Source organism: Saccharospirillum alexandrii, assembly GCF_004000275.1.
GTDB classification, from domain to species: Bacteria; Pseudomonadota; Gammaproteobacteria; order Pseudomonadales; family Natronospirillaceae; genus Saccharospirillum; species Saccharospirillum alexandrii.
The window spans coordinates 1,651,743-1,675,366 of the sequence record NZ_RCIP01000001.1 but is presented as its reverse complement, the minus strand read 5'-3'; the positions used below and the strand labels follow the sequence as shown (position 1 = coordinate 1,675,366).

Annotated in this window: 23 protein-coding genes; 11 read left to right on the top strand and 12 right to left on the bottom strand. The window is 57.0% G+C overall.

What is annotated here, in order from left to right; all coding sequences use genetic code 11:
- Window positions 1-393: 393 nt before the first annotated feature.
- From EP166_RS07455 to EP166_RS07425, 7 genes are all read right to left on the bottom strand, one after another.
- The gene (locus tag EP166_RS07455) at window positions 394-1,632 is read right to left on the bottom strand and encodes an allantoate amidohydrolase (RefSeq protein ID WP_127556126.1); all 1,239 of its coding nucleotides are present in this window, start codon (window positions 1,630-1,632) and stop codon (window positions 394-396) included.
- Window positions 1,629-2,879, bottom strand: coding sequence for a pyridoxal-phosphate-dependent aminotransferase family protein (locus EP166_RS07450; RefSeq protein ID WP_127556125.1), 1,251 nt, complete (start codon window positions 2,877-2,879; stop codon window positions 1,629-1,631). Before EP166_RS07450 ends, EP166_RS07455 begins: the two co-directional genes overlap by 4 nt.
- A 133-nt stretch (window positions 2,880-3,012) precedes the next feature.
- Window positions 3,013-3,846 carry a MurR/RpiR family transcriptional regulator gene (locus EP166_RS07445; RefSeq protein ID WP_127556124.1) on the bottom strand — a complete coding sequence of 278 codons (834 nt, stop codon included), beginning with the start codon at window positions 3,844-3,846 and terminating at the stop codon, window positions 3,013-3,015.
- A gap of 89 nt (window positions 3,847-3,935) precedes the next feature.
- Window positions 3,936-5,930, bottom strand: a complete 1,995-nt coding sequence (locus EP166_RS07440; protein ID WP_127556123.1) for a diguanylate cyclase domain-containing protein — start codon at window positions 5,928-5,930, stop codon at window positions 3,936-3,938.
- Window positions 5,931-6,060: 130 nt separating this feature from the next.
- Window positions 6,061-6,519: a protein-export chaperone SecB gene (gene secB, locus EP166_RS07435; RefSeq protein ID WP_127556122.1), complete on the bottom strand. Its 459-nt coding sequence runs from the start codon at window positions 6,517-6,519 to the stop codon at window positions 6,061-6,063.
- 105 nt (window positions 6,520-6,624) lie between these two features.
- Window positions 6,625-6,894 carry a glutaredoxin 3 gene (grxC, locus tag EP166_RS07430; protein ID WP_127556121.1) on the bottom strand — a complete coding sequence of 90 codons (270 nt, stop codon included), beginning with the start codon at window positions 6,892-6,894 and terminating at the stop codon, window positions 6,625-6,627.
- 18 nt (window positions 6,895-6,912) lie between these two features.
- Entirely contained in the window at window positions 6,913-7,332 is a 420-nt protein-coding gene (locus tag EP166_RS07425) for a rhodanese-like domain-containing protein (RefSeq protein WP_127556120.1), read from the bottom strand.
- A gap of 196 nt (window positions 7,333-7,528) precedes the next feature.
- On the opposite strand from EP166_RS07425, the gene gpmI reads away from it, so the two are divergent.
- The 8 genes from gpmI (at window position 7,529) to EP166_RS07385 (ending at window position 16,533) form a co-directional block, all read left to right on the top strand.
- Window positions 7,529-9,079, top strand: coding sequence for a 2,3-bisphosphoglycerate-independent phosphoglycerate mutase (gene gpmI, locus EP166_RS07420; RefSeq protein ID WP_127556119.1), 1,551 nt, complete (start codon window positions 7,529-7,531; stop codon window positions 9,077-9,079).
- A 185-nt stretch (window positions 9,080-9,264) separates the two neighbouring features.
- Entirely contained in the window at window positions 9,265-10,425 is a 1,161-nt protein-coding gene (locus EP166_RS07415; protein WP_164743849.1) for a murein hydrolase activator EnvC family protein, read from the top strand.
- A gap of 100 nt (window positions 10,426-10,525) precedes the next feature.
- Window positions 10,526-11,839 (top strand): S41 family peptidase, encoded by a 1,314-nt coding sequence (locus EP166_RS07410; RefSeq protein ID WP_127556117.1) that lies wholly within the window; start codon window positions 10,526-10,528, stop codon window positions 11,837-11,839.
- Window positions 11,826-12,647: a divergent polysaccharide deacetylase family protein gene (locus tag EP166_RS07405; RefSeq protein WP_127556116.1), complete on the top strand. Its 822-nt coding sequence runs from the start codon at window positions 11,826-11,828 to the stop codon at window positions 12,645-12,647. The genes EP166_RS07410 and EP166_RS07405 overlap by 14 nt, the downstream gene beginning before the upstream one ends.
- Before the next feature lie 159 nt (window positions 12,648-12,806).
- Window positions 12,807-13,427, top strand: a complete 621-nt coding sequence (locus EP166_RS07400; protein WP_127556115.1) for a DUF2799 domain-containing protein — start codon at window positions 12,807-12,809, stop codon at window positions 13,425-13,427.
- A 16-nt stretch (window positions 13,428-13,443) separates the two neighbouring features.
- Window positions 13,444-14,229 carry a TatD family hydrolase gene (locus tag EP166_RS07395; protein ID WP_127556114.1) on the top strand — a complete coding sequence of 262 codons (786 nt, stop codon included), beginning with the start codon at window positions 13,444-13,446 and terminating at the stop codon, window positions 14,227-14,229.
- A 142-nt stretch (window positions 14,230-14,371) separates the two neighbouring features.
- Entirely contained in the window at window positions 14,372-14,755 is a 384-nt protein-coding gene (locus tag EP166_RS07390; protein ID WP_127556113.1) for a DoxX family protein, read from the top strand.
- Window positions 14,756-14,943: 188 nt separating this feature from the next.
- On the top strand, window positions 14,944-16,533 hold the full coding sequence (locus EP166_RS07385) for an ABC-F family ATPase (protein ID WP_127556112.1): 1,590 nt from the start codon (window positions 14,944-14,946) through the stop codon (window positions 16,531-16,533).
- A 60-nt stretch (window positions 16,534-16,593) separates the two neighbouring features.
- Here the strand turns inward: EP166_RS07385 and arsJ are convergent, their stop codons facing one another.
- From arsJ to EP166_RS21690, 4 genes are read right to left on the bottom strand one after another with little or no spacing between them, the layout of a single operon-like run.
- Window positions 16,594-17,841 (bottom strand): organoarsenical effux MFS transporter ArsJ, encoded by a 1,248-nt coding sequence (gene arsJ, locus EP166_RS07380; RefSeq protein ID WP_127556111.1) that lies wholly within the window; start codon window positions 17,839-17,841, stop codon window positions 16,594-16,596.
- Window positions 17,838-18,845, bottom strand: coding sequence for an ArsJ-associated glyceraldehyde-3-phosphate dehydrogenase (locus tag EP166_RS07375; protein ID WP_127556110.1), 1,008 nt, complete (start codon window positions 18,843-18,845; stop codon window positions 17,838-17,840). Before EP166_RS07375 ends, arsJ begins: the two co-directional genes overlap by 4 nt.
- Window positions 18,846-18,878: 33 nt before the next feature.
- On the bottom strand, window positions 18,879-19,925 hold the full coding sequence (gene arsB / locus EP166_RS07370) for an ACR3 family arsenite efflux transporter (RefSeq protein WP_127556109.1): 1,047 nt from the start codon (window positions 19,923-19,925) through the stop codon (window positions 18,879-18,881).
- Complete coding sequence (locus EP166_RS21690; RefSeq protein WP_127556108.1) at window positions 19,925-20,746, bottom strand: metalloregulator ArsR/SmtB family transcription factor; 822 nt, start codon at window positions 20,744-20,746, stop codon at window positions 19,925-19,927. Before EP166_RS21690 ends, arsB begins: the two co-directional genes overlap by 1 nt.
- Before the next feature lie 154 nt (window positions 20,747-20,900).
- On the opposite strand from EP166_RS21690, the gene EP166_RS07360 reads away from it, so the two are divergent.
- Entirely contained in the window at window positions 20,901-21,665 is a 765-nt protein-coding gene (locus EP166_RS07360) for a sulfite exporter TauE/SafE family protein (RefSeq protein ID WP_127556107.1), read from the top strand.
- 82 nt (window positions 21,666-21,747) lie between these two features.
- Entirely contained in the window at window positions 21,748-22,014 is a 267-nt protein-coding gene (locus EP166_RS07355) for a DksA/TraR family C4-type zinc finger protein (protein ID WP_127556106.1), read from the top strand.
- 47 nt (window positions 22,015-22,061) lie between these two features.
- On the opposite strand, the gene ppiC is transcribed toward EP166_RS07355, so the two are convergent.
- Window positions 22,062-22,394, bottom strand: a complete 333-nt coding sequence (gene ppiC / locus EP166_RS07350) for a peptidylprolyl isomerase PpiC (protein ID WP_127556105.1) — start codon at window positions 22,392-22,394, stop codon at window positions 22,062-22,064.
- 153 nt (window positions 22,395-22,547) lie between these two features.
- On the opposite strand from ppiC, the gene EP166_RS07345 reads away from it, so the two are divergent.
- The gene (locus tag EP166_RS07345; RefSeq protein WP_127556104.1) at window positions 22,548-23,594 is read left to right on the top strand and encodes an MBL fold metallo-hydrolase; all 1,047 of its coding nucleotides are present in this window, start codon (window positions 22,548-22,550) and stop codon (window positions 23,592-23,594) included.
- Window positions 23,595-23,624: the final 30 nt, after the last annotated feature.

Sequence of the window (23,624 nt, the reverse complement as noted above, 5' to 3'; positions counted from 1 at the left end):
TAGTTTTTCCTTCCTGTTGAATACTGCTTTGTGCCATGAGCCCGGGGTACAGGCCGATCTCATTTCGCCCGCGTTCAGAGGCACATCCCTGTGCCGCTGACCGGGACGCGGGCGTCCTGCCCGCTGCTGCATGACATCACCCTGCACCCCTTTGGTTGGTGGAAACCTCAGGCTGGTGCCATGAGTTTGAAATTCGTGTTGATTCAACCACATGCTATCCAAGGAATGCCAGGTGCGCCTGCCGGAGGTCGTTATGCCGCAGGGATGCGGCATCCGAGCCCCCATGGATGGGTTTACGGCGTACCTCCGGCAGGCGTACCTGGCATTCCGATTGCCACCGCCATAATTGCAGCCACCAAAGTCAATTGAGCTGCGAATTTCAAGCTCATGGCACTAGCCGACCCGCGCAGGTTCCCTGGCCAATGCCTCTATCCAGCCGCGCAACACCTTGCCAGTGACGTCGACGTCTTCGGCGGTGACCGCTTCATCGGGGTGGTGGCTGATGCCTTTTTCGCAACGCATGAACAGCATGGCGACGGGGCAGAGGGCGGCCATGGCCATGGCGTCGTGGCCGGCGCCGCTGACCAGGTAGCGGGGGCGAATGCCTTCGGCTTCGATGGCGCTGGCCAGAGCCAGTTGCAGGTGGTCGGCGCAGCTGACGGCTGGGGCCGCGTGGGTTTCCTGCCATTGCATCTGGATGCCGCGTTCGTGGCAAGCGACTCTGGCGGTATCCCAGATCATGGTTAGGGCGGCGTCGCGTTCGCTGTCCTGTTCGCTGCGGATATCGAGGCTGAAGCTGGCTTGCCCGGCGATGACGTTAACCGCGCCCGGTTGTGCACTCATGCGGCCAACGGTCGCCACGACGCCGTGTTCGCGCGCGACGCGTTCGACGATGAGGGTGATTTCAGCGGCGGCGGCCAGCGCATCCTGACGCAAGTGCATCGGGACCGTGCCAGCATGGCCGGCCATGCCGGTCAGTTCGATGTTGAAGCGTCGGGCGCCGGCGATGGCGGTGACGATGCCGACTGGCAAGTCTTCCGATTCCAGCACCGGGCCCTGTTCAATGTGCATTTCCAGAAAGGCAATGGGCGGCGTGGCAGTGCGAGCCGCTTTGCTGACCTCGTTGTAGCTCAGGCCAAAGGTTTCAAAGGCTTCGGGCAGGCTTTGGCCGTTGGCGTCGTTCAGCGTTTCCCATTTGGCGTCCCAGGTGCCGGCGATGGCCCGGCTGCCGAGCAGGGTGGCGCCGAAACGGGTGCCTTCTTCATCACCAAAACCGACCAGGTCGAGATGGAAGGGCAGCGTAACGCCGTCCTGTTTCAGAGTTTCGATAACCAGCAGCGGCAGCACAACGCCGAGGATGCCGTCATAAATGCCGCCATTGGGGACGGTGTCGAGGTGGGAGCCAATGACGACCGTTGGTGCCTCGGGGTTGGCAGCAGGCAACCGGCCCCACTGGTTGCCGGCTTCGTCCTGCCAGGTTTGCAGGCCGATCTCCTGCATCCAGCCAGCGACCTTATCGTTGGCCAGGCGATGTTCTCGGGTCAGGTAGCGGCGATCCATCAGGCCGGGTGTTTGGGTCAGTTCGGCCAGCTCGTCGCACCATAATAGTGCGCGTTCGCCCAGAGTGCTCATGGTGTGATTCCTTGTTCTGCGTTTTGGTAGACCTGGTAGGCGGCGTCTGTGGCGGCGCCTGCAGTCAGGCTGTATCCGGCGCGGCGCAAGGTGTTTTCCAGCGCGGCGAGGGTGACCAGCACGGCATCAGTTCGGGCGTTGTAGCCCATGGTGCCCAGGCGCCAGACTTTGCCTTTCAACGGTCCGAAACTGGTGCCGATCTCGATGTTGTAATCTTTCAACAGGGTTGTGCGTACGGCCTCGCCATCGACTCCTTCGGGTATGTAGACGGCACAAACGTTGTTCATCTTATGGCGCAGGTCGCCAAAGGGCTTGAGGTTCATGGCGATCAGGCCGGCCAGCATGGCGTCACCCTGCACCTTGTGCCGCGCAATGCTGGCGTCGAGCCCTTCTTCCAGCAACACCTGGCCGCATTCACGTGCGCAGTAGAGCATGCTGGTGGCTTCGGTATGGTGATTGAGGCGTTTCTCGCTCCAGTAATCGAGAATCATCGGCAGGTCGAAGTAGTTGGAGCGAATGCGCGGGCCCAGAGCGTCGGTATCGTCTTCGGTGCGGATGCCCGCTTCGATGTGGTGGCGACGCCTAATGGTTTTAACAAAACGGTCGCTTAGGGTAATGGGCGCAATGCCGGACGGGCCGCCCAGGCATTTCTGCAAGCCTACCGACACCGCATCGAGTCCCCAGTCGTCGACTTTCAGCGGGTTGCCGCCGATTGACGCCGTGGCATCGCAGTAGAACAGGGTGTCGTATTGCCGGCACAGGTCACCCAGGTGTTCCAGTGGTTGCAGCATGGTGGTGGAGGTATCACCCTGCACCGTGGCCAGCAGCTTGGGACGGATTCGCGCCAGTGCCTCTTCGATCACCTCTGGCTTGAACACCTCCCCCCAGGGTACCTCAAGGGTGTGCACCTCGGCCCCAGCCCGCTCGGCGATTTCGGTCAGCAGGTGTCCGAAACGACCGAAAATGGGTACCAGGACTTTATCGCCGGGCTCGATCACCGAAACCATAACCGCTTCTATACCAGCTCGGGCGGTGCCGTCGACCATCAATGTCCACTGGTTACTGGTTTCAAACACCTGGCGGTACAGCGCCATTACGTCGTTCATGTAGCCCGTCATGACCGGGTCGTACTGGCCAATCAGCTGCGTCGACAGAGCGTTGAGTACCCGCGGGTAAGCGTTGATCGGGCCGGGCCCCATCAGCAGGCGGGGTGGGGGCGACAGTCGGGAATGGGCGGATGAGGGCATGGGGCACGGCTCCGGAGGTTGATTGTCGGCTTAATGTAACATTTGTTTCTCTAGAATTAAAATGAAACAAATGTTTCTATTGGCTCGTATTTTGACTCATGTGCATCCTAACCTTCACCGCCGATTACTGGGGTTATGGTTCCAGCTCACCCAGATCCTGGTATTGCTCTTCAATCTGTTCGATGCGCTTGCGAGTGGCTTCCGGGAAGTGTTGCATCATTCCATTGGAAGCATGGGCGATCCAGCTGACCGGGGCCGCATAGCTGGCAAAGGGGCCCTGGCTTTCAATCGACAATTGAATGTGAGCGGTTAACTGTGCCTGGGTCGGGAAATCGGGTTCGGTAATCAATACGGTTTGGACACCGCTGCGAAGCAGGGCTTTAAGGAGCTGTTGAAATCCCCGGTAACGTCGCCGAAAGCCAAACACCACAACTACGTCTTTCGGGTCGAGCTGTACCAAGTGTTCAGACAGGGACTGACCTGGTTGCGGGATTAATCGGGTGTCTGCTCTTAACTGTGTCCACTGGGTATGGGCGTGGAGTGCCAGTGGGAAATTGTTGCGCTGGCCCAGGCAGTAAAGCGTGCGGGCGGTGAACAGCAGGTCGATGATATCAGCACTGTGCTGCAAGCTGGTTTCAGACAGCCAGCCCGTGAGGTTGCTGGTTTCCTGTTGTACGTGATGGTAGAGATCATCGGCCTGCGTGATCGGCCGGGCCAATGGGCTGCCCGGGTTCGGCTGCTGGCGCATGGCTTCGCGCGCCTGGTTGAAATCATCGTACCCGAGGCGGCGAAACAACCGGCTTACGGTGGCTTTGCTGACGGCGTGAATCTGGCTGAGTTCGGTCAGGGAATAGGTAGCGGCCAGCCTTGCCTGGGCCGCGACAAACTGGGCTACCCTACGCTCGGCAGCGGGCAGTTCGTGCCAGTGGTGCTGGATGCGCTCGGCGAGCAAAGCAGACTCGGTCACAGGCCTGTTCCGGAATGGTTAAAACACTATTGAAACATGCGTTTCATTCCGGTACCAGCCCGGGCAAAGAGTGGCGGTTTGGTCGGGGCTTACTGATCGGAGACTTCCATCCGGTTTTTGCCGGTGGTCTTGGCTTTGTACATCGCCAGGTCGGCTGCCTGATATAAGGTGCTGAAATCGTCGCCCTGTTCCGGGTAGAGCGCCACTCCCAGTGAACAACTGCAATGGAGTTGGGTGCCGGCCCAGTCGATGGGTTTTTGCAGTTGCTGGTGGACCTTGCTGGCCACCAGTGACGCCTCTTCGGCGTCATCCAGAGCGGCGAGAATAATGAATTCATCGCCGCCGAGCCGGGCCACCGTATCGCTCTGGCGAACGGTCTGGGTGAGGCGACTGGCTATGGCACGCAACAGGGCGTCGCCAGCCGGGTGGCCGTGGCGGTCGTTGATGTCTTTGAAGTCATCGAGGTCGATGACAATAACGGCAACACGGCCGTTGCAGCGGTTGGCCTGAAAATTCAGTTGGCGGAAACGGTCTTCCAGCAACAGTCGGTTGGGTAATTGGGTCAGGGAGTCGTGAAAGGCCATGCGCTGAAACTCGTCCCGGTCTTGCTCCAGACTTTGCTGGCGATTCTTGAACTCGGTAATGTCCTGCACGGCGCCGACCACATAGGTAACGCCCTGAGCATCGATGGCTGGCTGGGCAGTAATGCGCAGCCAGCGGGGCGGTTCGAACCCATCGAGTGGGATTTCCAGGTCGGAGGCAAGTCCGCCGTCCAGTGTATGCCCGATTTGCTTGAATAATTGCTGCTGCGACTCTTCGCTGAACAACTTTTGAATGTTGGTCAGGCTGGTGTTGAAGGTTCGGGGGATCGCCAGTATCCGGAACGACTCGTCTGTCAGGGTGAACTGATGCGTTTGGGCGTTGTATTCCCAGCCACCGACGCGCGCCATGCGGTTGGTTTGCTCAAGCATGTTCTGGCTGTGTTCCAGCGCATTCAGCACGCGCTTGTAGGCGCGGATATCCCGGATAATAACCCAGCTGCCCGAAATGCTTCCGTCCCGGTCGCGCACGGCCGTCGCGCGGATGGATACGGGAATGATGGTCCCATCCCGGTGCAGCAGCTCTTTTTCGAACACATCGGAATAGCCACGCTCTTCGATCTGTTGCGCAATCTCTGTGTCGATGTCTTCCCAGCCCGGTGGCGTCATTTCATGAAAGGTCAGTTGGCTCAGCTCACTCTGGGTGTAACCGGTCATGGTCAGGTAGGCGTTATTGGCGAACTGCAGCTGGTGATCAGGTGTCCACAGGCCGATGGCGTCCATACTGGTACGAAACAGCGATCTGAACCGGCGTTCGCTATTGGCCAGGCTTTCGATCAGTTGGTTGCGCATGGAGACGTCGCGGCTAACAGACCAGACGCCCAGCGGTTCGCCCTGATCGTCGCGCACCAGAGCCAGCCGGATTGACATGTCGACCGGGGTGCCGTCCGGTCGCAAGAACCGTTTGTCATAGACTTCGCTGACGTTATTGTTCAGCAATTGCTCGCGGATGCGGCTTTCCTCGAGACTGACAAAATTTTCCGGTGTGAATTCTCGATAGTTGTGCCCGATAACGTCCATTACACTACGGTCAAGCATCGCCAGAAAGGCGGGGTTGGCCAGCAGAATAGTACCGTCGAGCAGGCTGTAGGCAATGCTGTCCTGACTGCTGTCAAACAGGGTTTGCAGGGGTAAATCCGGATCCCGGGTATCGGTAGCGGGCAGCAAGCTGACCCAAAAGTGCCTGGCTGACGCGGCGTTGATGGGTTGAAAGGTTGCTTTAACCGGGGTGGTCCTGTCGTCGGGGAGGAACAGCGTGAGTGAGCGCACGGTCCGATTGGTCATCTGGCTCAGGTGAGATGGCAGAACATCGGGTAGCCAGGATGACAGGGTGGTTTCAGTCAGGCGAGACGGATCAGTCGCCAGCCAGTCGATCATGGCCTGGTTGGACTTGAGAATAAGACCCTGACTGTCACACAGCCATTGGGCAGTACTGCTTTGCTCAAAAGCCGAGGCCAACAGCGACGCTACCAGATCCTGATCCACAGGATGCCCCCACCGTCATAAACCATGATGTCAGACTGGCACCTTACTAGAGCCGGATGTGGATCGCCAGTGCTTAAGTGGGCGGGGTCGGATTCTGTGGTCGAATTCGACCCCGCCTAACCGGGTGTGCTTAGTTGGTTGCCGGTTGCTCGGCGGTCTCGTCTTTACCTTTCTTGTTTTGCAGGTAAAGCGCGTCAAAGTTGACCGGTGCAAGCATCAGTGCCGGGAAGCTACCTTTGGTGACGGCGGTATCAACGGCTTCGCGGGCGTACGGGAACAGAACGGACGGGCAGTAAGCGCCAATCATCTGGTCGCGGGTTTCATCCGGAAAACCGGCAACGGTAAAGACTCCGGCCTGCTGAACTTCAGTCAGAAAGGCGGTTTTTTCGCCAATCTTGGCTTCAACAGTGATGATCAGCACGACTTCGACAACATTTTCGTCCAATGTGCGAGTGCGGGTGTTCAGGTCCAGTTTGATCTGGGGTTTCCATTCTTCGCGAAAAATGGCGGGCGCATTGGGCGATTCAAACGAAACGTCGCGGGTGTAAATGCGCTGAATGGCAAACTGGGGTTTTTGTTGTTCGGTCATGGGGACTCCAAAAAAATCCGTTTTTCATTAATAGTAGGGGTGAAATTGGCGCTGGTGATGGGTTGGTTAACTCGCATCACCCGGCCTGGCAGGCCCGTGCTAACCCTAGCTGGCCTCTGCTAACAGTGCATCGAGCCGGCCAGCACGTTCCAGGGCATACAGCTCATCGCAACCACCAATATGGTGCTCGCCTACCCAGATTTGTGGCACGGTGCGCTGGCCACTGCGTTGCATCATTTCCTGACGCAGTTCCGGTTGACCGTCAACGCTTATCTCGCGATAAGCGCTGCCCTTGTGATCCAGCAATTGCTTGGCGCGCACGCAAAACGGGCACCAGGCGGTGGTATAGAGCGTAACAGGCGAAACACTGGACATGGTCAGACGACTCCGTATTCAGGACTTAACCAGCGGCATGCTGCTGTTTTGCCATTCCATAATGCCGCCCCGTAATTTATGCAACTGGGTAAAGCCGGCTTTGGCCAACAGCGCACCGCTGGCGCCGGATGACGTACCGGTTTTGCATACGACGATGATGGGGGTGTCTTTATAGGCTTCAAGTTCGGAAAGCCGACGCTCCACATCGCGGGCCGGGATGTTAATGGCATTGGGTAGGTGGCCCTTGCGAAAATCGTCTTTCGAGCGCACATCCAGCACTTTCGCATCCTGGGTGTTGATCAGCAGGGTGGCCTGTTGCGGTGAGACCGCCGAACCACCCTTGCTCCCTTCGGTCACAATCAGCAGGACCAGCAGGGCAACCCAGATGGACGCCAGGATCCAGTGATTGATAACGAATTCAAAAATTTGCTCCAACATGATTCGGGCTCTGCAGTTCGATGAAAAAGTGAGCGCGGCAGTATACACCAGCGCCCGGACATGCCTATAGAGGAGGCCGGATTTTTAATAGCATCAGCTTATACTCCCCATTTGCCAAAATATTCGCCAGATGGCCGGGGAGCCAGTACACTTACGGAATTGTAATTTTCCTACATTTTAATCGGGAGGTTTAATCATGACACCTGCTAAACCGGCAGTCCTGTTGATTCTGGATGGTTTCGGGTACAGCGAAACATCCGCATCGAATGCGATTGAAAAGGCCAATGCGCCGACCTGGAAGCGGTTGTGGAATGACTACCCCCACAGTCTGATTCACACCTCGGGCATGGATGTTGGCCTGCCAGACGGGCAAATGGGTAACTCTGAAGTCGGCCACATGAACCTGGGCAGCGGGCGCATTGTTTACCAGCAGCTTACCCGGGTAACCAAGGCCATTGAAGACGGTGATTTTTTCGAGAACCCGGCCCTGACCAGCGCTGTTGACAGTGCGGTTCAGGAAGACAAAGCGGTTCATTTGCTGGGGCTGTTGTCGCCTGGTGGTGTCCATTCCCATGAAGACCATTTCCACGCCATGGTCGACCTGGCCGTCAAGCGCGGTGCCAAACAGGTGTATGTGCATGCGTTTCTGGATGGCCGGGATACTCCGCCTCGGTCGGCTCTGGCTTCGATAGAAGCGCTGGAAGCCAAGTTGGAAAAACTGGGCGTTGGTGGCATTGTTTCGATGATCGGCCGCTATTACGCGATGGATCGTGATAACCGCTGGGAGCGGGTTCAGGCGGCTTACGATTTGCTGACCCAAGGCAGCGCCGATATTGTCGCCTCCACGCCAATGGATGCACTGCATGCGGCTTACGAGCAGGATAAGGACGACGAATTTTGCCCCGCCACCTCGATCAGGGCTGATGGCACGTCGCCGGTCACCCTGCAGGATGGCGATGCCGTCATCTTCCTGAACTTTCGTCCGGACCGCGCGCGTGAACTGACCCGTGCCTTCACTGACGATAACCTCGACAGCACGCTCGACCGGTCGGTACGCCCGGCGCTGGCTACCTTTACCACCCTGACCGAATACGCCGGTGACATCGACGCGCCGGTGGCCTACCCACCGGAGAATCTGGTGAATACTCTGGGCGAGGTTATGGAGCAGCAGGGCAAGAACCAGCTGCGCATCGCCGAGACTGAAAAATACGCGCACGTGACGTTTTTCTTCAGCGGCGGTCGTGAAGATGAGTATCGGGGTGAAGACCGGATTCTGGTGCCGTCGCCCAAGGTGGCCACTTATGATTTGCAACCTGAAATGAGTGCACCCGAGGTGACCGATCGGTTGGTCGAAGCGATTGAATCGGGCAAATACGACCTGGTGATCTGTAACTACGCCAATGGCGATATGGTAGGCCATACCGGCAAGATGGAAGCGGCGATCAAGGCGGTCGAGGCGTTGGATGTCGCGCTGGAGCGGGTTACGGCGGCGGCTCTCAAGGTGGGCGGTGAGTGCCTCATTACCGCTGATCACGGCAATGTTGAACTGATGGTCGACCCCCAAACCGGGGGGGCTGTCACCAGCCACACCATTTTCCCGGTTCCCCTGGTGTTTGTCAGTAACCAGACCGACGGGGTGAGCCTGAAAGAAGGGCGCCTGGCCGATATTGCACCAACGCTGCTGACCATGATGCAGCTGGATATTCCGGCGGAAATGACCGGTGCCAGTCTGATTCAGCGCGGTTAAAACCTGACTTTGTTAGCAGCCAGCCGCTACCTGGCCGGCTGCTAACAGGCGTAAAGACAACGAAATGAGTGGGCCGCGCCTGCGGCGCCACTTTAAACGAGCCACCGCATGCGGTAGCCTGCCCCTCAGACACCGCCCCCGGTATGGATGGGGCTCACCCCAATCTGAATGAGTTCGCCGAATCTGTGTTTCAACTGACTGCGTTTCAACGCACCTTGCTCTGGCTTTTACTCTGCAGTCTGGTGGGCTTTTCGGTTGCCGAAGATGATCTCAGCTTGCGCGAGCAGGATTTGGAACAACTGCAATCCCAGATTGGTGATTTGCAGCAGCAGCTCAGTCGAAACCGTGAAGAGGTATCGGAGCAGCGCCAGGCACTGGAGCAAACAGAGCGGCGTCTCGGTGAGCTGAACCGGCAATTGAATGATCTGGCCGGGCGTTTGAGCCAGGCGGTCAGTCGGCGCACCGAGTTGGAGGCCGAGCAGAGCCAGCTGGAACAACAGCTGGATGATCAACGGGACGCCATGGCTGAGATTTTACGTCTCGCCTACAAGCAGAATAACCAGCCGCTGATCAAACTGCTGTTGTCTGGCGAGCGGCCCGAAGATCTGGCCCGGCAGATGCAATATTTTGCGATTCTGAACCGGCAACAGAACGCGCAATTGCAACAGTGGATTGAACAGTCCAATCGATTGAACGTGGTCATTCAGGAACAGACCCGGCTGGCAGAACAATTACGCCGCGACCGGGATGAACTGGCGCAAGCGCAGGCGGAAGCGGCAACGCAAAAGAACCGGCGGGCACAGATACTGGTGAACTTGCAGGCTGAAGCGGAGCAAACGGAGCAGTCGCTGGAGCGCAAGCAGGAAGAGCAAACTCAGCTGACGCAATTAATAGAGCGTATGCAGGCGGAACTGACCGATATGAATCTGGAGTTTCCGGCCGACATCGACATGGGCGACGTCAGAGGCAGTCTGCCCTGGCCGCTGGAGGGTACGCTGCGGGCCCGTTACGACACGGCCCAAGACAATTCGGGTTTGAAATGGCAAGGCTGGTGGCTGGCAGCAGACACCGGTACCGATGTAAAAGCCGTGCATCATGGGCGCGTGGTGTTTTCTGACTGGTTGAACGGCTTTGGTCTGCTGGTCATTCTCGACCACGGTGACGGGCTGATGACCTTGTATGGTCGGAACCAGACGTTGCTGCGTACCGTAGGCGAGTGGGTGGAAGTCGGAGACACTTTGGCAGAAGCCGGAGCCTCGGGTGGATTTGACGAAAGTGGCCTGTATTTTGAAGTGCGTCGCAATGGCCGGCCTGAAAATCCGGCCAATTGGCTCGAAAAACGCTAGACTTACGGCTTGGGTCCCAGGGCATTAATGAGATAGACCAGTGTTCATGACCAGGCAAACCAATAGAGTACAACCCAACACAGATGTGAAAGGAACCGTTATGAAGTTGATCCGCAGTCCCTGGTTGAGCGCGATTACCGCCCTGGTCGTTGGCGTTTCCATCGGTATCGCGAGCAGCGTTCATGCCGAGCGGGTGGAAACACGCCTCCCGGTCGACGACGTTCGAATGTTCTCGCAGGTTCTGGAGCGCATCAAACAGGCTTACGTTGAAGATGTTGAAGACAGCGAACTGATCGAAAATGCCATCGAAGGCATGTTGTCGGGCCTAGACCCGCATTCCGATTACCTGACCCCCGAAGACTTTGAAGACCTGCGCGAAAGCACTCGCGGCGAATTTGGCGGCCTGGGTATTGAAATCTCGCTCGACGAGACGGGCTTTGTGCGCGTTGTGGCCCCCATCGACGATACGCCGGCCTACCGTGCTGGTATGCAGTCCGGCGACCTGATCACCCTGATTGATGACACACCGGTTAAAGGCATGACCATTAGCGATGCCGTTAACCTGATGCGCGGACGCCCTGGCACCGATGTCACCCTGACCGTCGCCCGTGAAGGCGAAAACCAGCCGCTGGAATTCGAAATTACCCGCGACATTATTCAAGTCACCAGCATTCGCAACCGGATGATTGAACCGGGCGTTGGTTATGTCCGGATATCCCAGTTCCAGGAGCGTACCGGTCGCGATTTTGTCGAAGCCATGGCGTCCCTGCGTGACGAAAACGAAGGCGCGCTCGACGGTCTGGTACTCGATTTACGCAATAACCCGGGTGGCGTGTTGCAGGCGTCAGTCGATGTCGTCGATGCCCTGATCAGCCAGGGTCTGATTGTCTACACCGAAGGCCGTCTGCCTAATTCGGCCAGCGAGTTTGAAGCCAATTCAGACGACCCGAGCGATGGCGTGAACCTGGTGGTGTTAATTAACGGTGGGTCTGCATCGGCCTCGGAAATTGTAGCCGGTGCCGTTCAGGATCATCGCCGCGGTGTGATCATGGGTACCCGCAGCTTTGGCAAAGGGTCGGTTCAAACGATTTTACCGCTGAATGACAACCATGCGATCAAACTGACGACGGCCCGGTATTTCACACCCAATGGCCGCTCCATTCAGGCGCAGGGTATTGAGCCGGATATTATCGTCAACCCCGGTAAGCTGACTCAGGAAAACGGTAATCCCTATTACTCCGAAGCCAATCTAGCCGGTCATTTGCTCGGCGAAAATGAAGAGGCTGGCGACGAAGAGGCCGAAGAATCAACAGAGGCGGAAAGTGGGGCAGACAATGACCTCATAAACGACTACCAGTTGTACCAGGCCGTGACGTTATTGAAAGGCATGCGCGTCCTGAATGCCTCGCGTTAACTCGATGGGGCGCCAGGCTCTGCGTTTGAGTCTGTGCGCCTTGCTCACGCTAGTCACAGGCATCGCTTCCGCCACGGACCGCAGCAAAGTGGCCGTGGTGGTCGATGACCTGGGTAACCAGTGGCAGTCAGGTCTGGCTGCCATTCAGATCCCCTTTATTCAAACCATCGCCATCATGCCGGGGTTGCCCTATACCATTCCCTTGGCCGAGTCGACGGTGGACGCCGGGAAAACGGTGATTGTGCATGCGCCCATGTCCAATGAGAGCAATTTTCCATTGGGGCCCCTTGGGCTGACCCGGGACGATGGCGACCAGCAATTGCTGGCCAACCTCTCGATGGGCATGGACGCCGTGCCCTTCGCGGAAGGGCTCAGCAACCACATGGGCAGCCGGTTAACGCGGGATGTCGAGGCCATGGGCTGGGTAATGACCGAATTGCTGGCGCGTGACTGGTTCTATTTTGACAGTGTAACGGTGTCCAACACCCAGGGCTGGCGTATGGCCGAGCAGATGGGTGTACCCTGGAACCGGCGCCAGGTATTCCTGGACCACGAACCCACCCCCGCATTTATTGAACAACAGTGGCAACTGGCGCTTGATATGGCGCGTCTGAACGGGTCGGTCACGGTCATTTGTCACCCCTATCCGGAAACACTGGCCTTTTTTGAAAGCCTAGACCCGGGCGACTATCCGGATATTGACTGGGTATCGATCAAAGACTTACTGCACCAACCCAAGCGTCACCGACCAGACTGGCGTCCGCACAGCATTCCGGAAGGGGCCTATTCAAGGCACCACGCCGGATAACACCCGACGAACAGTGTGCTGTTCATGACGGATTCAGCTAACTGTGCGAAACTATTACAGACGCTTTACACGGTTAGCACTCAACGCTAGCGATTGTAGAAACCTTGGTTTGACCCGGATTACCATCCTGTTGGTCGGCTCTCTGCTTAGGAAACAGATATGAAATATTGGGGTGTATTGGTTCTTGTTGCGGTGACGGTCTTATCCGGATGTGCCACGCTCAGTGAAGACGAATGTTTGACCGCTGACTGGTATTCCATCGGCTATGAAGACGGGGCGAACGGGCAACCTGAGACACGCATAGGGGCGCACCGCGAAGCCTGTGCCAAGCATGGCATAACGCCAGACCTGCGCGATTATCAGGATGGACACGACGAAGGCCTCTTGGTTTTCTGCACACCCAGAAACGGTTTCAACCGCGCGCGCAGTGGCTACCAGTACAACGGCATCTGCCCGCCGTCACTGGAGCCTGAGTTCCTGGATGGTTACGAAGCCGGCAGGCAGATTTATCAGGTTGCCAGCGAAGTCAGCAATCTGGAGAGTAAGCAACGCAGCAATGAGGCGGAGCAGGCTCGCATAGAGCAACAGCTGCTGGAAAAAGAAGCTGCGCTGTTTGGATCGGGCACGCCAGAAGAGCAACGTCGGGTCATTTACGAAGAAATCGCCTTGTTGAAAGAACGTCAGGGTACGCTTGAGCAGCAGCGTGACGACGTTATCCGGGATCTGGCCGGCGCCGAAGCGCGCTTGCGAGAGTTGCGGGATCGCTACAGCTATTATTAACCGATAAGGTGACGGCATGGCCGGGTTTGACAGTCACTGCCATCTGGATTTTCTGGATGACCCCGGCCACTGCATGGCCAGTGCGCAATCGGCGGGCCTGGATCACTGGTTAGTGCCGGGTACCGGCCCCGACCAGTGGCAACAGGCTCACCGGCAATTTAGCGAAGACCCCCGGGTGTCACTGGCAGCCGGGCATCACCCCTGGTTTTTACCGGAACAACCTGCCGACACCCGCACCCTGGTATCCTGGCTGGATCGGCATAGCGACTGTGTTGCCATTGGAGAAATCGGCCTCGATTTTTTCAAGCACCATCCTGAATCACCCTCCGCGCAACATCAGTTCGACTGGTTTCTGGCCCAGTTGGCCATCGCTCGTGACCGAAACCTGCCGGTGATCATCCACTCTGTTAAAGCCCATGACCGGATACTGCAAGGTTTGAAACGCTTCCCGTCGGTCGTTGGCGTGGTGCATGGCTTTGTCGGGCCTTACGTTCAGGCTATGGCCTATGTGGACCGGGGGTTTTATTTGGGTGCGGGCAGTGTGATTTTTCAGTCCGCCAAAACATTGGACGCCCTGGCTCGTATACCCGCCGAGCGGGTATTGGTGGAAACCGACGCCCCGGATCAGCGTATAGCGGTGCAGCACCTGTCCGGCAGCCATTCATTTCAACCTGAGGGATTGGATAACCCCTTACTGGACTGGTCTTCGACGGTCAGTCGACTGGCTGAAGCTCGTGGGTTGAAGCCCGAGGTGTTTCAGGAGCAAGTCAGTCAGAATGCGACAGTGCTCTTTGGCGGCTGATGCTGATGCAGGGTCTTCAGTTTTCTTAATCAACTAGCTCGAATTCTTTAGATATACCTGAACCGGGGGCTGACCTACAGTAGCGTCATCTCGTGGCCAGTGGCCACAGGACACTCACCTAGACCCAATCAGGAGCAACACAATGAATGCATTATCTCCACTGGCCATGCTCGGCGGCCGCATCCTTATCTCGTTCATGTTTATCATGAGTGGTTTTCAGAAACTCGGCGGAATCGAAGGTACTCAAGGTTACATGGAGATGATGGGCGTGCCCGGCCTTCTCATTTACCCGACTATTCTGGTTGAAATACTGGGCGGTCTGGCCGTACTGGTTGGCTTTCAGGCACGCATCGGTGCCTTGTTACTGGCCGGCTTCTGTGTGGTCTCCGGTGTGATTTTCCATTTTGATCCGTCTGATCAGATGCAGATGATCTCTCTGTTCAAGAACTTTGCCATCGCTGGCGGTTTCCTGTTCATCGTCGCCATGGGCCCGGGCAAACTGAGCATTGAAGGCCGTAAAGGCTGAGTATCATCCGGTTATACGACAAGGGCGCTTCGGCGCCCTTTTTTAATGCACGGCTGTTTCCACCTTGTTCTGAACGGGTTACACAAATGCTGCTGGCTCCCCCTGCCTATTGACGCATGAAAACTGTACAATGCTCGCCCATTTCGCGCAGGCCTGTTGCCGTGCGCCACTGTCGATAGGTTTTCGCTTTGATCTCTACCGCTAACATCACCATGCAGTTCGGGGCCAAACCCCTGTTCGAAAATGTCTCTGTCAAATTCGGCAACGGCAACCGCTACGGCCTGATTGGTGCCAATGGCTGCGGTAAGTCGACGTTCATGAAAATTCTGGGTGGCGATTTGGAGCCAACCAACGGACAGGTGATGCTCGCACCCAATACCCGCTTGGGTAAGTTGCGGCAAGATCAGTTTGCGTTTGAAGATCAGACCGTTATCGACACCGTCATCATGGGGCATACCGAACTGTCACGCGTGAAAGCCGAGCGTGAGCGCATTTACTCATTGCCGGAAATGAGCGAAGACGATGGCATGGCCGTGGCCGAGCTTGAAGTCGCTTTCGCTGAAATGGATGGTTACACCGCCGATTCCCGTGCCGGGGAGCTGTTGCTCGGGTTGGATATACCGCTGGAGCAGCACAACGGCCCGATGAGTGCCCTGGCACCCGGTTGGAAATTGCGTGTCTTACTGGCGCAGGCACTGTTTTCCGACCCTGACGTTCTGCTGCTCGATGAGCCGACCAACCACCTGGACATAAACACCATTCGCTGGCTGGAAAGCATTCTGGTGGCGCGTAACAGCACCATGATCATCATCTCGCACGACCGTCACTTCCTGAACAGTGTGTGCACGCACATGGCCGATCTGGATTACGGTGAGCTGCGGCTGTTCCCGGGCAATTACGATGAATACATGACGGCCGCCACTCAATCCCGTGAGCAGTTGCTGGCTGACAACGCGAAAAAGAAGGCGCAAATTGCTGAATTGCAAACCTTCGTCAGCCGTTTCTCTGCCAACGCTTCCAAGGCCAAGCAGGCGACCTCGCGCGCCAAACAGATCGACAAGATTCAACTGGCTGAGGTGAAGCCTTCAAGCCGGGTCAGCCCGTTCATTCGCTTTGATCAGGAAAAGAAACTGCATCGCCAGGCCGTTACCCTGACTGACCTGACCTTCGGTTATGAAGCCGACGCTCCGCTGTTCAAGAAGCTGAGCGTTAAAGTCGAAGCCGGTGAACGCATTGCCATCATCGGCCCGAACGGCATCGGCAAAACGACACTGCTTAACGTGATGGCAGGCAAGCTGACACCCCAGGCCGGTGAGGTTAAATGGACCGACAGTGCCGACGTGGGCTACTTTGCCCAGGACCACACCGAAGATTTTGCCCGCGATGCGACCTTGTTTGAATGGATGTCGCAGTGGACCAACCAGGGTGAGCAGGCCGTGCGCGGTGCGCTGGGTCGTATGTTGTTCTCAGGCGATGAGATCGGCAAGTCAGTCAAGGTAGTATCCGGTGGTGAGCAGGGCCGCATGCTGTTCGGCAAGCTGACACTGACCAAGCCGAATGTGATGCTGATGGATGAGCCGACCAACCACCTCGACATGGAATCCATCGAGGCGTTGAACCTGGCGCTCGAAAACTACCCGGGCACACTGGTGTTCGTCAGCCACGACCGTGAGTTTGTGTCGTCACTGGCGACGCGCATTCTGGATATGCAGCCAGGTGGCATTACCGACTTTACCGGTAATTATGAAGAGTATTTGCGCAGCATGGGTGTGCAGTAAGGTAACCAGAGGGTGCTCTCTTGCTGGGAGCACCTGACTTGGAATTGACCTTGTTGCTGTCTATCCTGGCTCGGAAACCTCATCTGGATGAGCGCTCTTCGGAGGGTCGGGCAACCACACCGAAATAAGCGCTGCCAAAGCAACAAACCCCGCCGATACCCACAGACACATCTCCAGCCCATAAGCCTGATACAGCCACCCCGACAAAACCGTACCCAACAAGCGACCGGCCGCGTTGGCCATGTAATAAAAACCCACATCCAATGACACGCCGTCGGCATCGGCGAAGCTGACAATCAGGTAGCTGTGCAACGAAGAGTTCACGGCGAACAGCACGCCGAACACCAGCAAACCGCCAATCAGAACGGTCGTTACGTTGTCCATGGTCATCAGCCCAATGGCAATGCCTGCGGGAATAATCGCCAGCAACAAAGCCCAGGCAATGACTGAATTGCGCCCTGGCACTCGCCCCGAACGCTTACCGGTAATACGCGGTGCCTGCGACTGAACCACGCCGTAGCCGATGACCCACAAGGCCATAAAGCTACCGACCTGCAAATGGGGCCAGCCAAGAACCTGGCTTAGAAAAACCGGCAGTGCCACCACAAACCAGACATCGCGGGCACCGAATAAAAACAGGCGTGCCGCCGACAGCACATTGATTGACGGGCTCTTGGAAAACATGCGGCTGAACTTGGGTTTGTTCTTTGCCTTGCCCAGATCCTGGGTGAGCAGACGCAAACTAAGCACGAACACCAGTGCCAGCGCGATGGCCATGGCTCCGGCCGCGCCGCGAAACCCCAGCCAGGCGAGCAGGGCACCACCCATGAAAAACCCAACGCCTTTTAAAGCGTTTTTTGAACCGGTGAGCAATGCTACCCAGTGATACAACTGACTTTGCTGATCATTCGGAACCAGCAATTTGATCGAGCTCTTGGCGCTCATCTTGTTCAGATCTTTGGCAATGCCAGAAAGCGCCTGAGCCGCCATCACCCACGGCACGGTTAACCAGACGGCCGGAACCAGCAGCATGGAAAACGCAACGATCTGTAAGCCCAGCCCCAGGTTCATGGTGGTATTCAAGCCAAGCCGGGCACCGAGCCAGCCGCCGACCAGGTTGGTGACAATGCCGAAAAATTCATAGAACAAAAACAGCAGCGCGATCTGCAGGGGCGAATAACCCAGACTGTGAAAGTGCAGCACCACCAGCATGCGCAGAGCGCCGTCGGTCAGCGTAAACGCCCAGTAATTGCCGGTGACGACCAGATACTGGCGTACCCCGGCCGACAGATCGCGTAGCCGTATCATTGATCGCTCAATCCAACCATGCGGGCCAGTTCAGCCGTGCGGTTGGCGTAGCCCCACTCGTTGTCGTACCAGGCATAGAGTTTTACCTGGGTGTCGTTGACGACCAGGGTCGACAGTGCATCGATGATGCTGGAGCGTGGATCGGTTTTGTAATCGACCGAGACGAGCGGTCGCTCTTCGTAACCCAGAATGTCTTTAAGTTCGCCAGCTGCGGCCGATTTAAGCAATGCATTGACTGCGTCGGCCGTGGTCGCACGTTCAACTTCAAACACACAGTCGGTCAGCGATGCGTTTGCCAGCGGCACACGGACAGCGTGACCGTTTAACCGGCCCTTGAGTTCGGGAAAAATTTCGATAATGGCCGTGGCTGAGCCGGTCGTGGTTGGAATCAGGCTGCTGCCACAGGCCCGTGCCCGGCGCAGATCCTTGTGCGGGGTGTCGAGGATGCTCTGGGTGTTGGTCAGGTCGTGAATGGTGGTGATTGAGCCGTGCTTTATGCCCAGGTTTTCGTGAATCACTTTCACAACCGGGGCCAGGCAGTTGGTCGTGCATGAGGCGGCGGTCACAATGCGATGGCGGGTTGCGTCGTATCGGTCGTCGTTAACGCCCATGACGACGTTCAAGACATCGGGGTGTTTTACCGGCGCCGTTACAACAACGCGGCGGACACCCTGTTCGAGGTAGTCGTTCAGCAGGGCGGTGTCGCGCATTTTGCCGGATGCTTCGATGACCACATCGCAACCTGACCAGTCGGTATCAGCAATGGTTTTGGACTGGCTCACTTCAATGCGCTGACCACCAATACTCATGAGTTCGCCATCGGAAGTGGCGTTGTGTTTCCAGATGCCATGCACGGAATCGAAATTCAGCAGGTGTGCATGAGTGGCAGCGTCACCCGCCGGGTCGTTGATTTTAACAAAGGCCACCTCGGGCCAATCGAAGGCTGCGCGCAAAGCCAGGCGGCCGATGCGACCGAAGCCGTTGATACCGATCTTAAGTGTCATGCCGTGTCTCCAGAATAAACGAACAGGGTAAGGTCAGGACGTTGCGGGTCGTGTTGCTGCGCGTCGATCCATCCAGGGTTGGGTGCGGTTGGCGATGGCCACCAGTGACAACATAACCGGTACTTCAACCAGCACGCCCACCACCGTGGCCAGTGCCGCACCGGAATGCAGACCAAAGAGGGAGATGGCCACCGCGACGGCCAGCTCGAAAAAATTCGACGTTCCGATCAGACAGGCCGGTGCTGCGATGGCGTGCGGCAACCGCAGCCACCAGGCACCCATAAACGCGATGATAAAAATGCCGTATGTCTGGAGTGTTAATGGGATGGCAATCATGCCGATGGCCAGGGGTTGTTCCAGCAGCGTTTGAGCCTGCAAAGCAAACAACAGTGTTACCGTGGCCAGCAAACCCAGGATGGACCAGGGTTTGATCGCGGCGAGAAAGGCGTCGAGCTGGCCGGACTGGCCGCGCCGGTTCAGCCAGTGGCGGGTGAGAACGCCTGCAAGGAGCGGCAACACCACATAGAGCACAACAGACAACAGCAAGGTCTCCCAAGGCACTTCTATATCGGTAACACCGAGCAGAAAGGCGGCCAATGGTGCAAAGGCAATGATCATGATGACGTCGTTCAATGACACCTGTACGAGGGTGTAATTCGCGTTGCCGCGCGTCAGCTGGCTCCAGACAAACACCATGGCGGTGCAGGGCGCTACGCCCAGCAACACCATGCCGGCAATGTATTCAGTGGCGGTGGCCGGATCGACCCAGGGTGCGAAGATTACCCGGAAAAACAGCCAGCCCATGCCCAGCATGGTGAACGGTTTTATCAACCAGTTGACGATCAGTGTCAGCACCAGCCCTTTGGGTTGATCGGTCACCTGACGCAGGGATGAAAAATCGATCTGCACCATCATCGGGTAGATCATCAGCCAGATGAAAACAGCGATGACCAGATTGACGTGTGCGAATTCGATGTGAGCGATGCTGGCAAAAGCGCCGGGAAACAACCAGCCAAGCGCGGCGCCAGCCAGAATGGCCAGAGCTACCCAGAGCGACATGAAGCGTTCAAAAATGCCCATTAGTGTTTGGTTTCCTTAGCGTCAATGGGTGTTGCCGAAGCAGGCGCACAGCATTTGGCCGTGCGTTCGGGCCGGTCGCCCATGCTGTTCAAACGTTGGGTGTCTTCCTCGATCCAGCCCGCATTGGCGGCCAGAGTTTCGTCGAGCACGGTCAGGCACCAGTCGGGCACGTTCGGGTTGATGGAGTAGAACACCCACTGGCTGTCGCGCCGGTCCTGCAGCAGGCCGCTTTTGCGCAGTTGCGCCAAGTGGCGTGAGATCTTCGGCTGGCTTTCCTGCAGCGCTTCGGTCAACTCGCAGACGCAGAGTTCCTGCTGGCTGTGAATCAACAGCAGGGCGCGCAAGCGGGTGTCTTCGGCCAGGTTTTTGTAGAACGCCAGCGGCGTCAGACTGTGCTGACGATTCCGAAAGGGCTTGCCCTGAATCAACAGGAACATCTTAAGGCGTTCGCTCAGTTCGTTCAGGGTGGTTTCAAAGGGGCGCAGCCCGGCCCGGGTTACCGGGTCTTCAAAGTCCCAGGCCAGGGTTTGGCGGGTGCCCTGCACCGACTGACATTCCAGGGTGGCCTTGTTGCACAGAGTAATAACAATGTCGAATGGCTCGTCTAGCACATCACCCAGAGATTTGGAGCGCAGCCCTTCTGTCGAAATACCCGCGCCTTTCAAGGCTCGCAACGCTCGTAAGTCAGCCTGGCTGGGTTGGAGCCCGGCGCTGAACACCTGGTAGCGGTCACCGGCCATATCCCGCATCAGGGCTTCAGCCATCAGTGAGCGGGCTGAGTTGGCGGTGCAAATGAAGAGAACGCGTTGTTTCTGGCTCATAACAGGGGCCTGTAAACCATGAATACGGGAGATCATATATATGGAAAAACATATGTCAATGGTCTGAGTGGGGACTAAACGCCGTGTTGCTCGCGGCAGACCCGGGGTCTGCGTATGATGGCGCACTTACTGAACTGAACCCACTCAGGTGCCCATGATTACCGACCCGATTTTTTACCTGCTCGCCATTCCCGCCACCCTGCTGTATGGCATTTCCAAGGGCGGCATGGGTGGTGGTCTGGGCATCGTCGCGGTACCGATGATGGCACTGGTGATCTCGCCCGGTCAGGCGGCGGCCATTATGTTGCCCATTCTGTGTGTGATGGATTTGTTTGCGGTCTGGGGCTTTCGCGGTGTGTACGACAAACCCAACCTGCGCATCATCCTGCCTGCGTCGATGCTCGGTATCGGGGTTGGTGCGGCGACTTATCAATACCTGTCAGACGATCATATCAAGCTGTTTGTGGGTGTTATTTCCCTGGTGTTCGCCCTGAACTGGGTGGCGCAGCAATGGCGGGGCCGGGTCCCGAAGGCTAAACCGGTCAGCCGAGTAGCGGGCTGGTTTTATGGTGGTCTGGCAGGGCTGACCAGTTTCAGCGTTCACGCCGGTGGCCCACCAATCAATATGTATCTGCTGCCCCAGCAGATGAACAAGACGCTGTTTGTAGGCACGACGGTGGTGTTCTTTACTGTGGTCAATTACGTCAAACTGGTGCCTTACGCCTGGATGGGCATGCTCGACAGCAGCAACCTCAAAACCTCATTGGCCCTGGTGATACTGGCGCCGATCGGCATTCGTATGGGAATGTACATGCACCACAGAATCAATGAAACCTGGTTCTATTGGGTATGCTATGTGTTGCTGGTCGCGGCGGGTGGCAAACTGATGTTCGATGGGTTTATGGGGCTGATGCCGTAATCACGGGAAATGGACCGGCGACTTGATATTCAGCCGGAGCCACCTACCTTATGTGAAGACTAACTAACCGGGGCAAATGACCATGGCCAGCGGCTGGGCCGGTGACGGCGCTGTAAACGAGCAAATCGAATCGACTGTGAACGATGCCATTGAGCGCGTGCGCAGTCAGTTGCCCAAAGGTGACAGCGCCGAGTTCTGTGACGAATGCGATGCCCGCATCCCCGAAGCCCGCCGTAAGGCCATACCGGGCGTGCGCCACTGCGTGACCTGCCAGGCGGAGCTCGACCAGGACGCGGCCGGGCCCAGCTTGTATAACCGTCGGGGCAGTAAGGACAGCCAGTTGCGGTAAATTCTGTGCTGTGAGCCCGCCCCGGTCGCTGACACTCCGTTTGGTGGTTACTTCAGGTACAAAACCTTAATCAAGTGATAACCGAATTTCGTTTTTACCGGCCCAACCAGATCTCCCGGTTTGCCATTAAACACCGCTTTATCAAACGCAGGCACCATGGCCCCTCGTTTGAACTCGCCAAGGTCTCCCCCCCGCTTGCCTGACGGACAGGATGAGTGCTGGCGAGCCAGCTTGTCGAATTCAGCGCCTTTTTTGAGTTTGCCGAGCAGCTCCTGAGCTTTTTTCTCGTCTTTAACCAGAATGTGCAGGGCAGAGGCATGGGTTGCGCGGGTTTTTCCCCTGGCCGGTGAGGTCAGGGCTTCTTTGATGCTGTTTTTCATAACGGTGGCTCGATTGGCGGTCTGATGACGCTCAGTTTAACGGATACTGACCGAAATGAGGTTGTTGATCACCGGAGCGCGGGTTGAAACTTAGCCGTCCAGTCATATATTATGAATATCTAATATATTTCCGCCACTGCCGCAGGAGCTTTTATGATCTTCAGACAGCTTTATGACGCGACCTCATCGACCTACACCTATCTGCTGGGCGACGAAGATTCCCGCGAGGCGATGCTGATTGACCCGGTCTTCGAACAGGTGCAACGCGATTTGGCACTGGTTCGGGAGTTAAAGCTCGATCTGAAACTGGTGGTTGATACTCATGCCCACGCCGATCATATCACCGCTGCCTGGGTACTTAAGCAAAAGACAGGCTGTCTGATTGCCTCAGGAGAGGCGGTAGAAGCCGAGAACGTAGACATCCCGATTAAAGACGGCCAGTCCTTCGGCGTGACCAACCTATCGTTGCAGGCTCGCTCGACACCCGGCCATACCAGCGGTTGCATGACCTATGTGCTGGAAGACAAAAGCAAGGCATTTACCGGCGACGCTCTGTTGATTCGCGGCTGTGGCCGCAGTGATTTTCAGCAGGGTGATCCCGCCAGGCTGTACCAGTCGATCAACGAGCAGATTTTCACCTTGCCTGACGACTGCACCATTTACCCGGCACACGACTACAACGGCCGGACCTGTACATCGGTCGCCGAGGAAAAAGAGTTTAACGCTCGCGTCGGCGGCAATTCGAATGAGCATGACTTTGTCGGCTATATGAACGCGATGCAGCTGCCACACCCGAAGAAAATCGACGAAGCCTTACCGAACAACCTGCGTTCCGGCAAACCGGAAGATGGCAAGCTCCCGGAAGAACAGGACTGGGCTGACCTGCGCATGACGCTCGCCGGTTTCCCCGAAGTGGAACCCGAGTGGGTGATTCAGAACCAGCCCTCCGTCATGATTCTGGACGTGCGAGACGAGAACGAATCGGTCGAGCCGGAGTTGAAGGGGCTGGATAATCTACTGCATATTCCGCTCGATCAGTTGCGCGATCGCGTTGGTGAAGTGCCAACTGATAAACCTGTCGTCACTCTGTGCCGCTCCGGTAAACGGTCGTCTTTGGCGATTAGCATTTTAAAAGAAGCGGGTCACGACAAAGTGGCGAATGTTCGAGGGGGTATGTTGCAGTGGCCCACCACTCAGTAGTTGAAGTTCGGGTAATACCGGCGCCTGTGA

Coding starts and splice junctions, on each gene's coding strand:
- EP166_RS07450 (WP_127556125.1), bottom strand. CDS start 2,879: ATGCCCTCATCCGCCCATTCCCGACTGTCGCCCCCACCCCGCCTGCTG.
- grxC (WP_127556121.1), bottom strand. CDS start 6,894: ATGTCCAGTGTTTCGCCTGTTACGCTCTATACCACCGCCTGGTGCCCG.
- EP166_RS07455 (WP_127556126.1), bottom strand. CDS start 1,632: ATGAGCACTCTGGGCGAACGCGCACTATTATGGTGCGACGAGCTGGCC.
- EP166_RS07395 (WP_127556114.1), top strand. CDS start 13,444: ATGGCCGGGTTTGACAGTCACTGCCATCTGGATTTTCTGGATGACCCC.
- EP166_RS07400 (WP_127556115.1), top strand. CDS start 12,807: ATGAAATATTGGGGTGTATTGGTTCTTGTTGCGGTGACGGTCTTATCC.
- EP166_RS07345 (WP_127556104.1), top strand. CDS start 22,548: ATGATCTTCAGACAGCTTTATGACGCGACCTCATCGACCTACACCTAT.
- arsB (WP_127556109.1), bottom strand. CDS start 19,925: ATGGGCATTTTTGAACGCTTCATGTCGCTCTGGGTAGCTCTGGCCATT.
- EP166_RS07355 (WP_127556106.1), top strand. CDS start 21,748: ATGGCCAGCGGCTGGGCCGGTGACGGCGCTGTAAACGAGCAAATCGAA.
- secB (WP_127556122.1), bottom strand. CDS start 6,519: ATGACCGAACAACAAAAACCCCAGTTTGCCATTCAGCGCATTTACACC.
- EP166_RS07405 (WP_127556116.1), top strand. CDS start 11,826: ATGCCTCGCGTTAACTCGATGGGGCGCCAGGCTCTGCGTTTGAGTCTG.
- EP166_RS07410 (WP_127556117.1), top strand. CDS start 10,526: ATGAAGTTGATCCGCAGTCCCTGGTTGAGCGCGATTACCGCCCTGGTC.
- EP166_RS21690 (WP_127556108.1), bottom strand. CDS start 20,746: ATGAGCCAGAAACAACGCGTTCTCTTCATTTGCACCGCCAACTCAGCC.
- EP166_RS07390 (WP_127556113.1), top strand. CDS start 14,372: ATGAATGCATTATCTCCACTGGCCATGCTCGGCGGCCGCATCCTTATC.
- EP166_RS07360 (WP_127556107.1), top strand. CDS start 20,901: ATGATTACCGACCCGATTTTTTACCTGCTCGCCATTCCCGCCACCCTG.
- gpmI (WP_127556119.1), top strand. CDS start 7,529: ATGACACCTGCTAAACCGGCAGTCCTGTTGATTCTGGATGGTTTCGGG.
- ppiC (WP_127556105.1), bottom strand. CDS start 22,394: ATGAAAAACAGCATCAAAGAAGCCCTGACCTCACCGGCCAGGGGAAAA.
- EP166_RS07375 (WP_127556110.1), bottom strand. CDS start 18,845: ATGACACTTAAGATCGGTATCAACGGCTTCGGTCGCATCGGCCGCCTG.
- arsJ (WP_127556111.1), bottom strand. CDS start 17,841: ATGATACGGCTACGCGATCTGTCGGCCGGGGTACGCCAGTATCTGGTC.
- EP166_RS07425 (WP_127556120.1), bottom strand. CDS start 7,332: ATGTTGGAGCAAATTTTTGAATTCGTTATCAATCACTGGATCCTGGCG.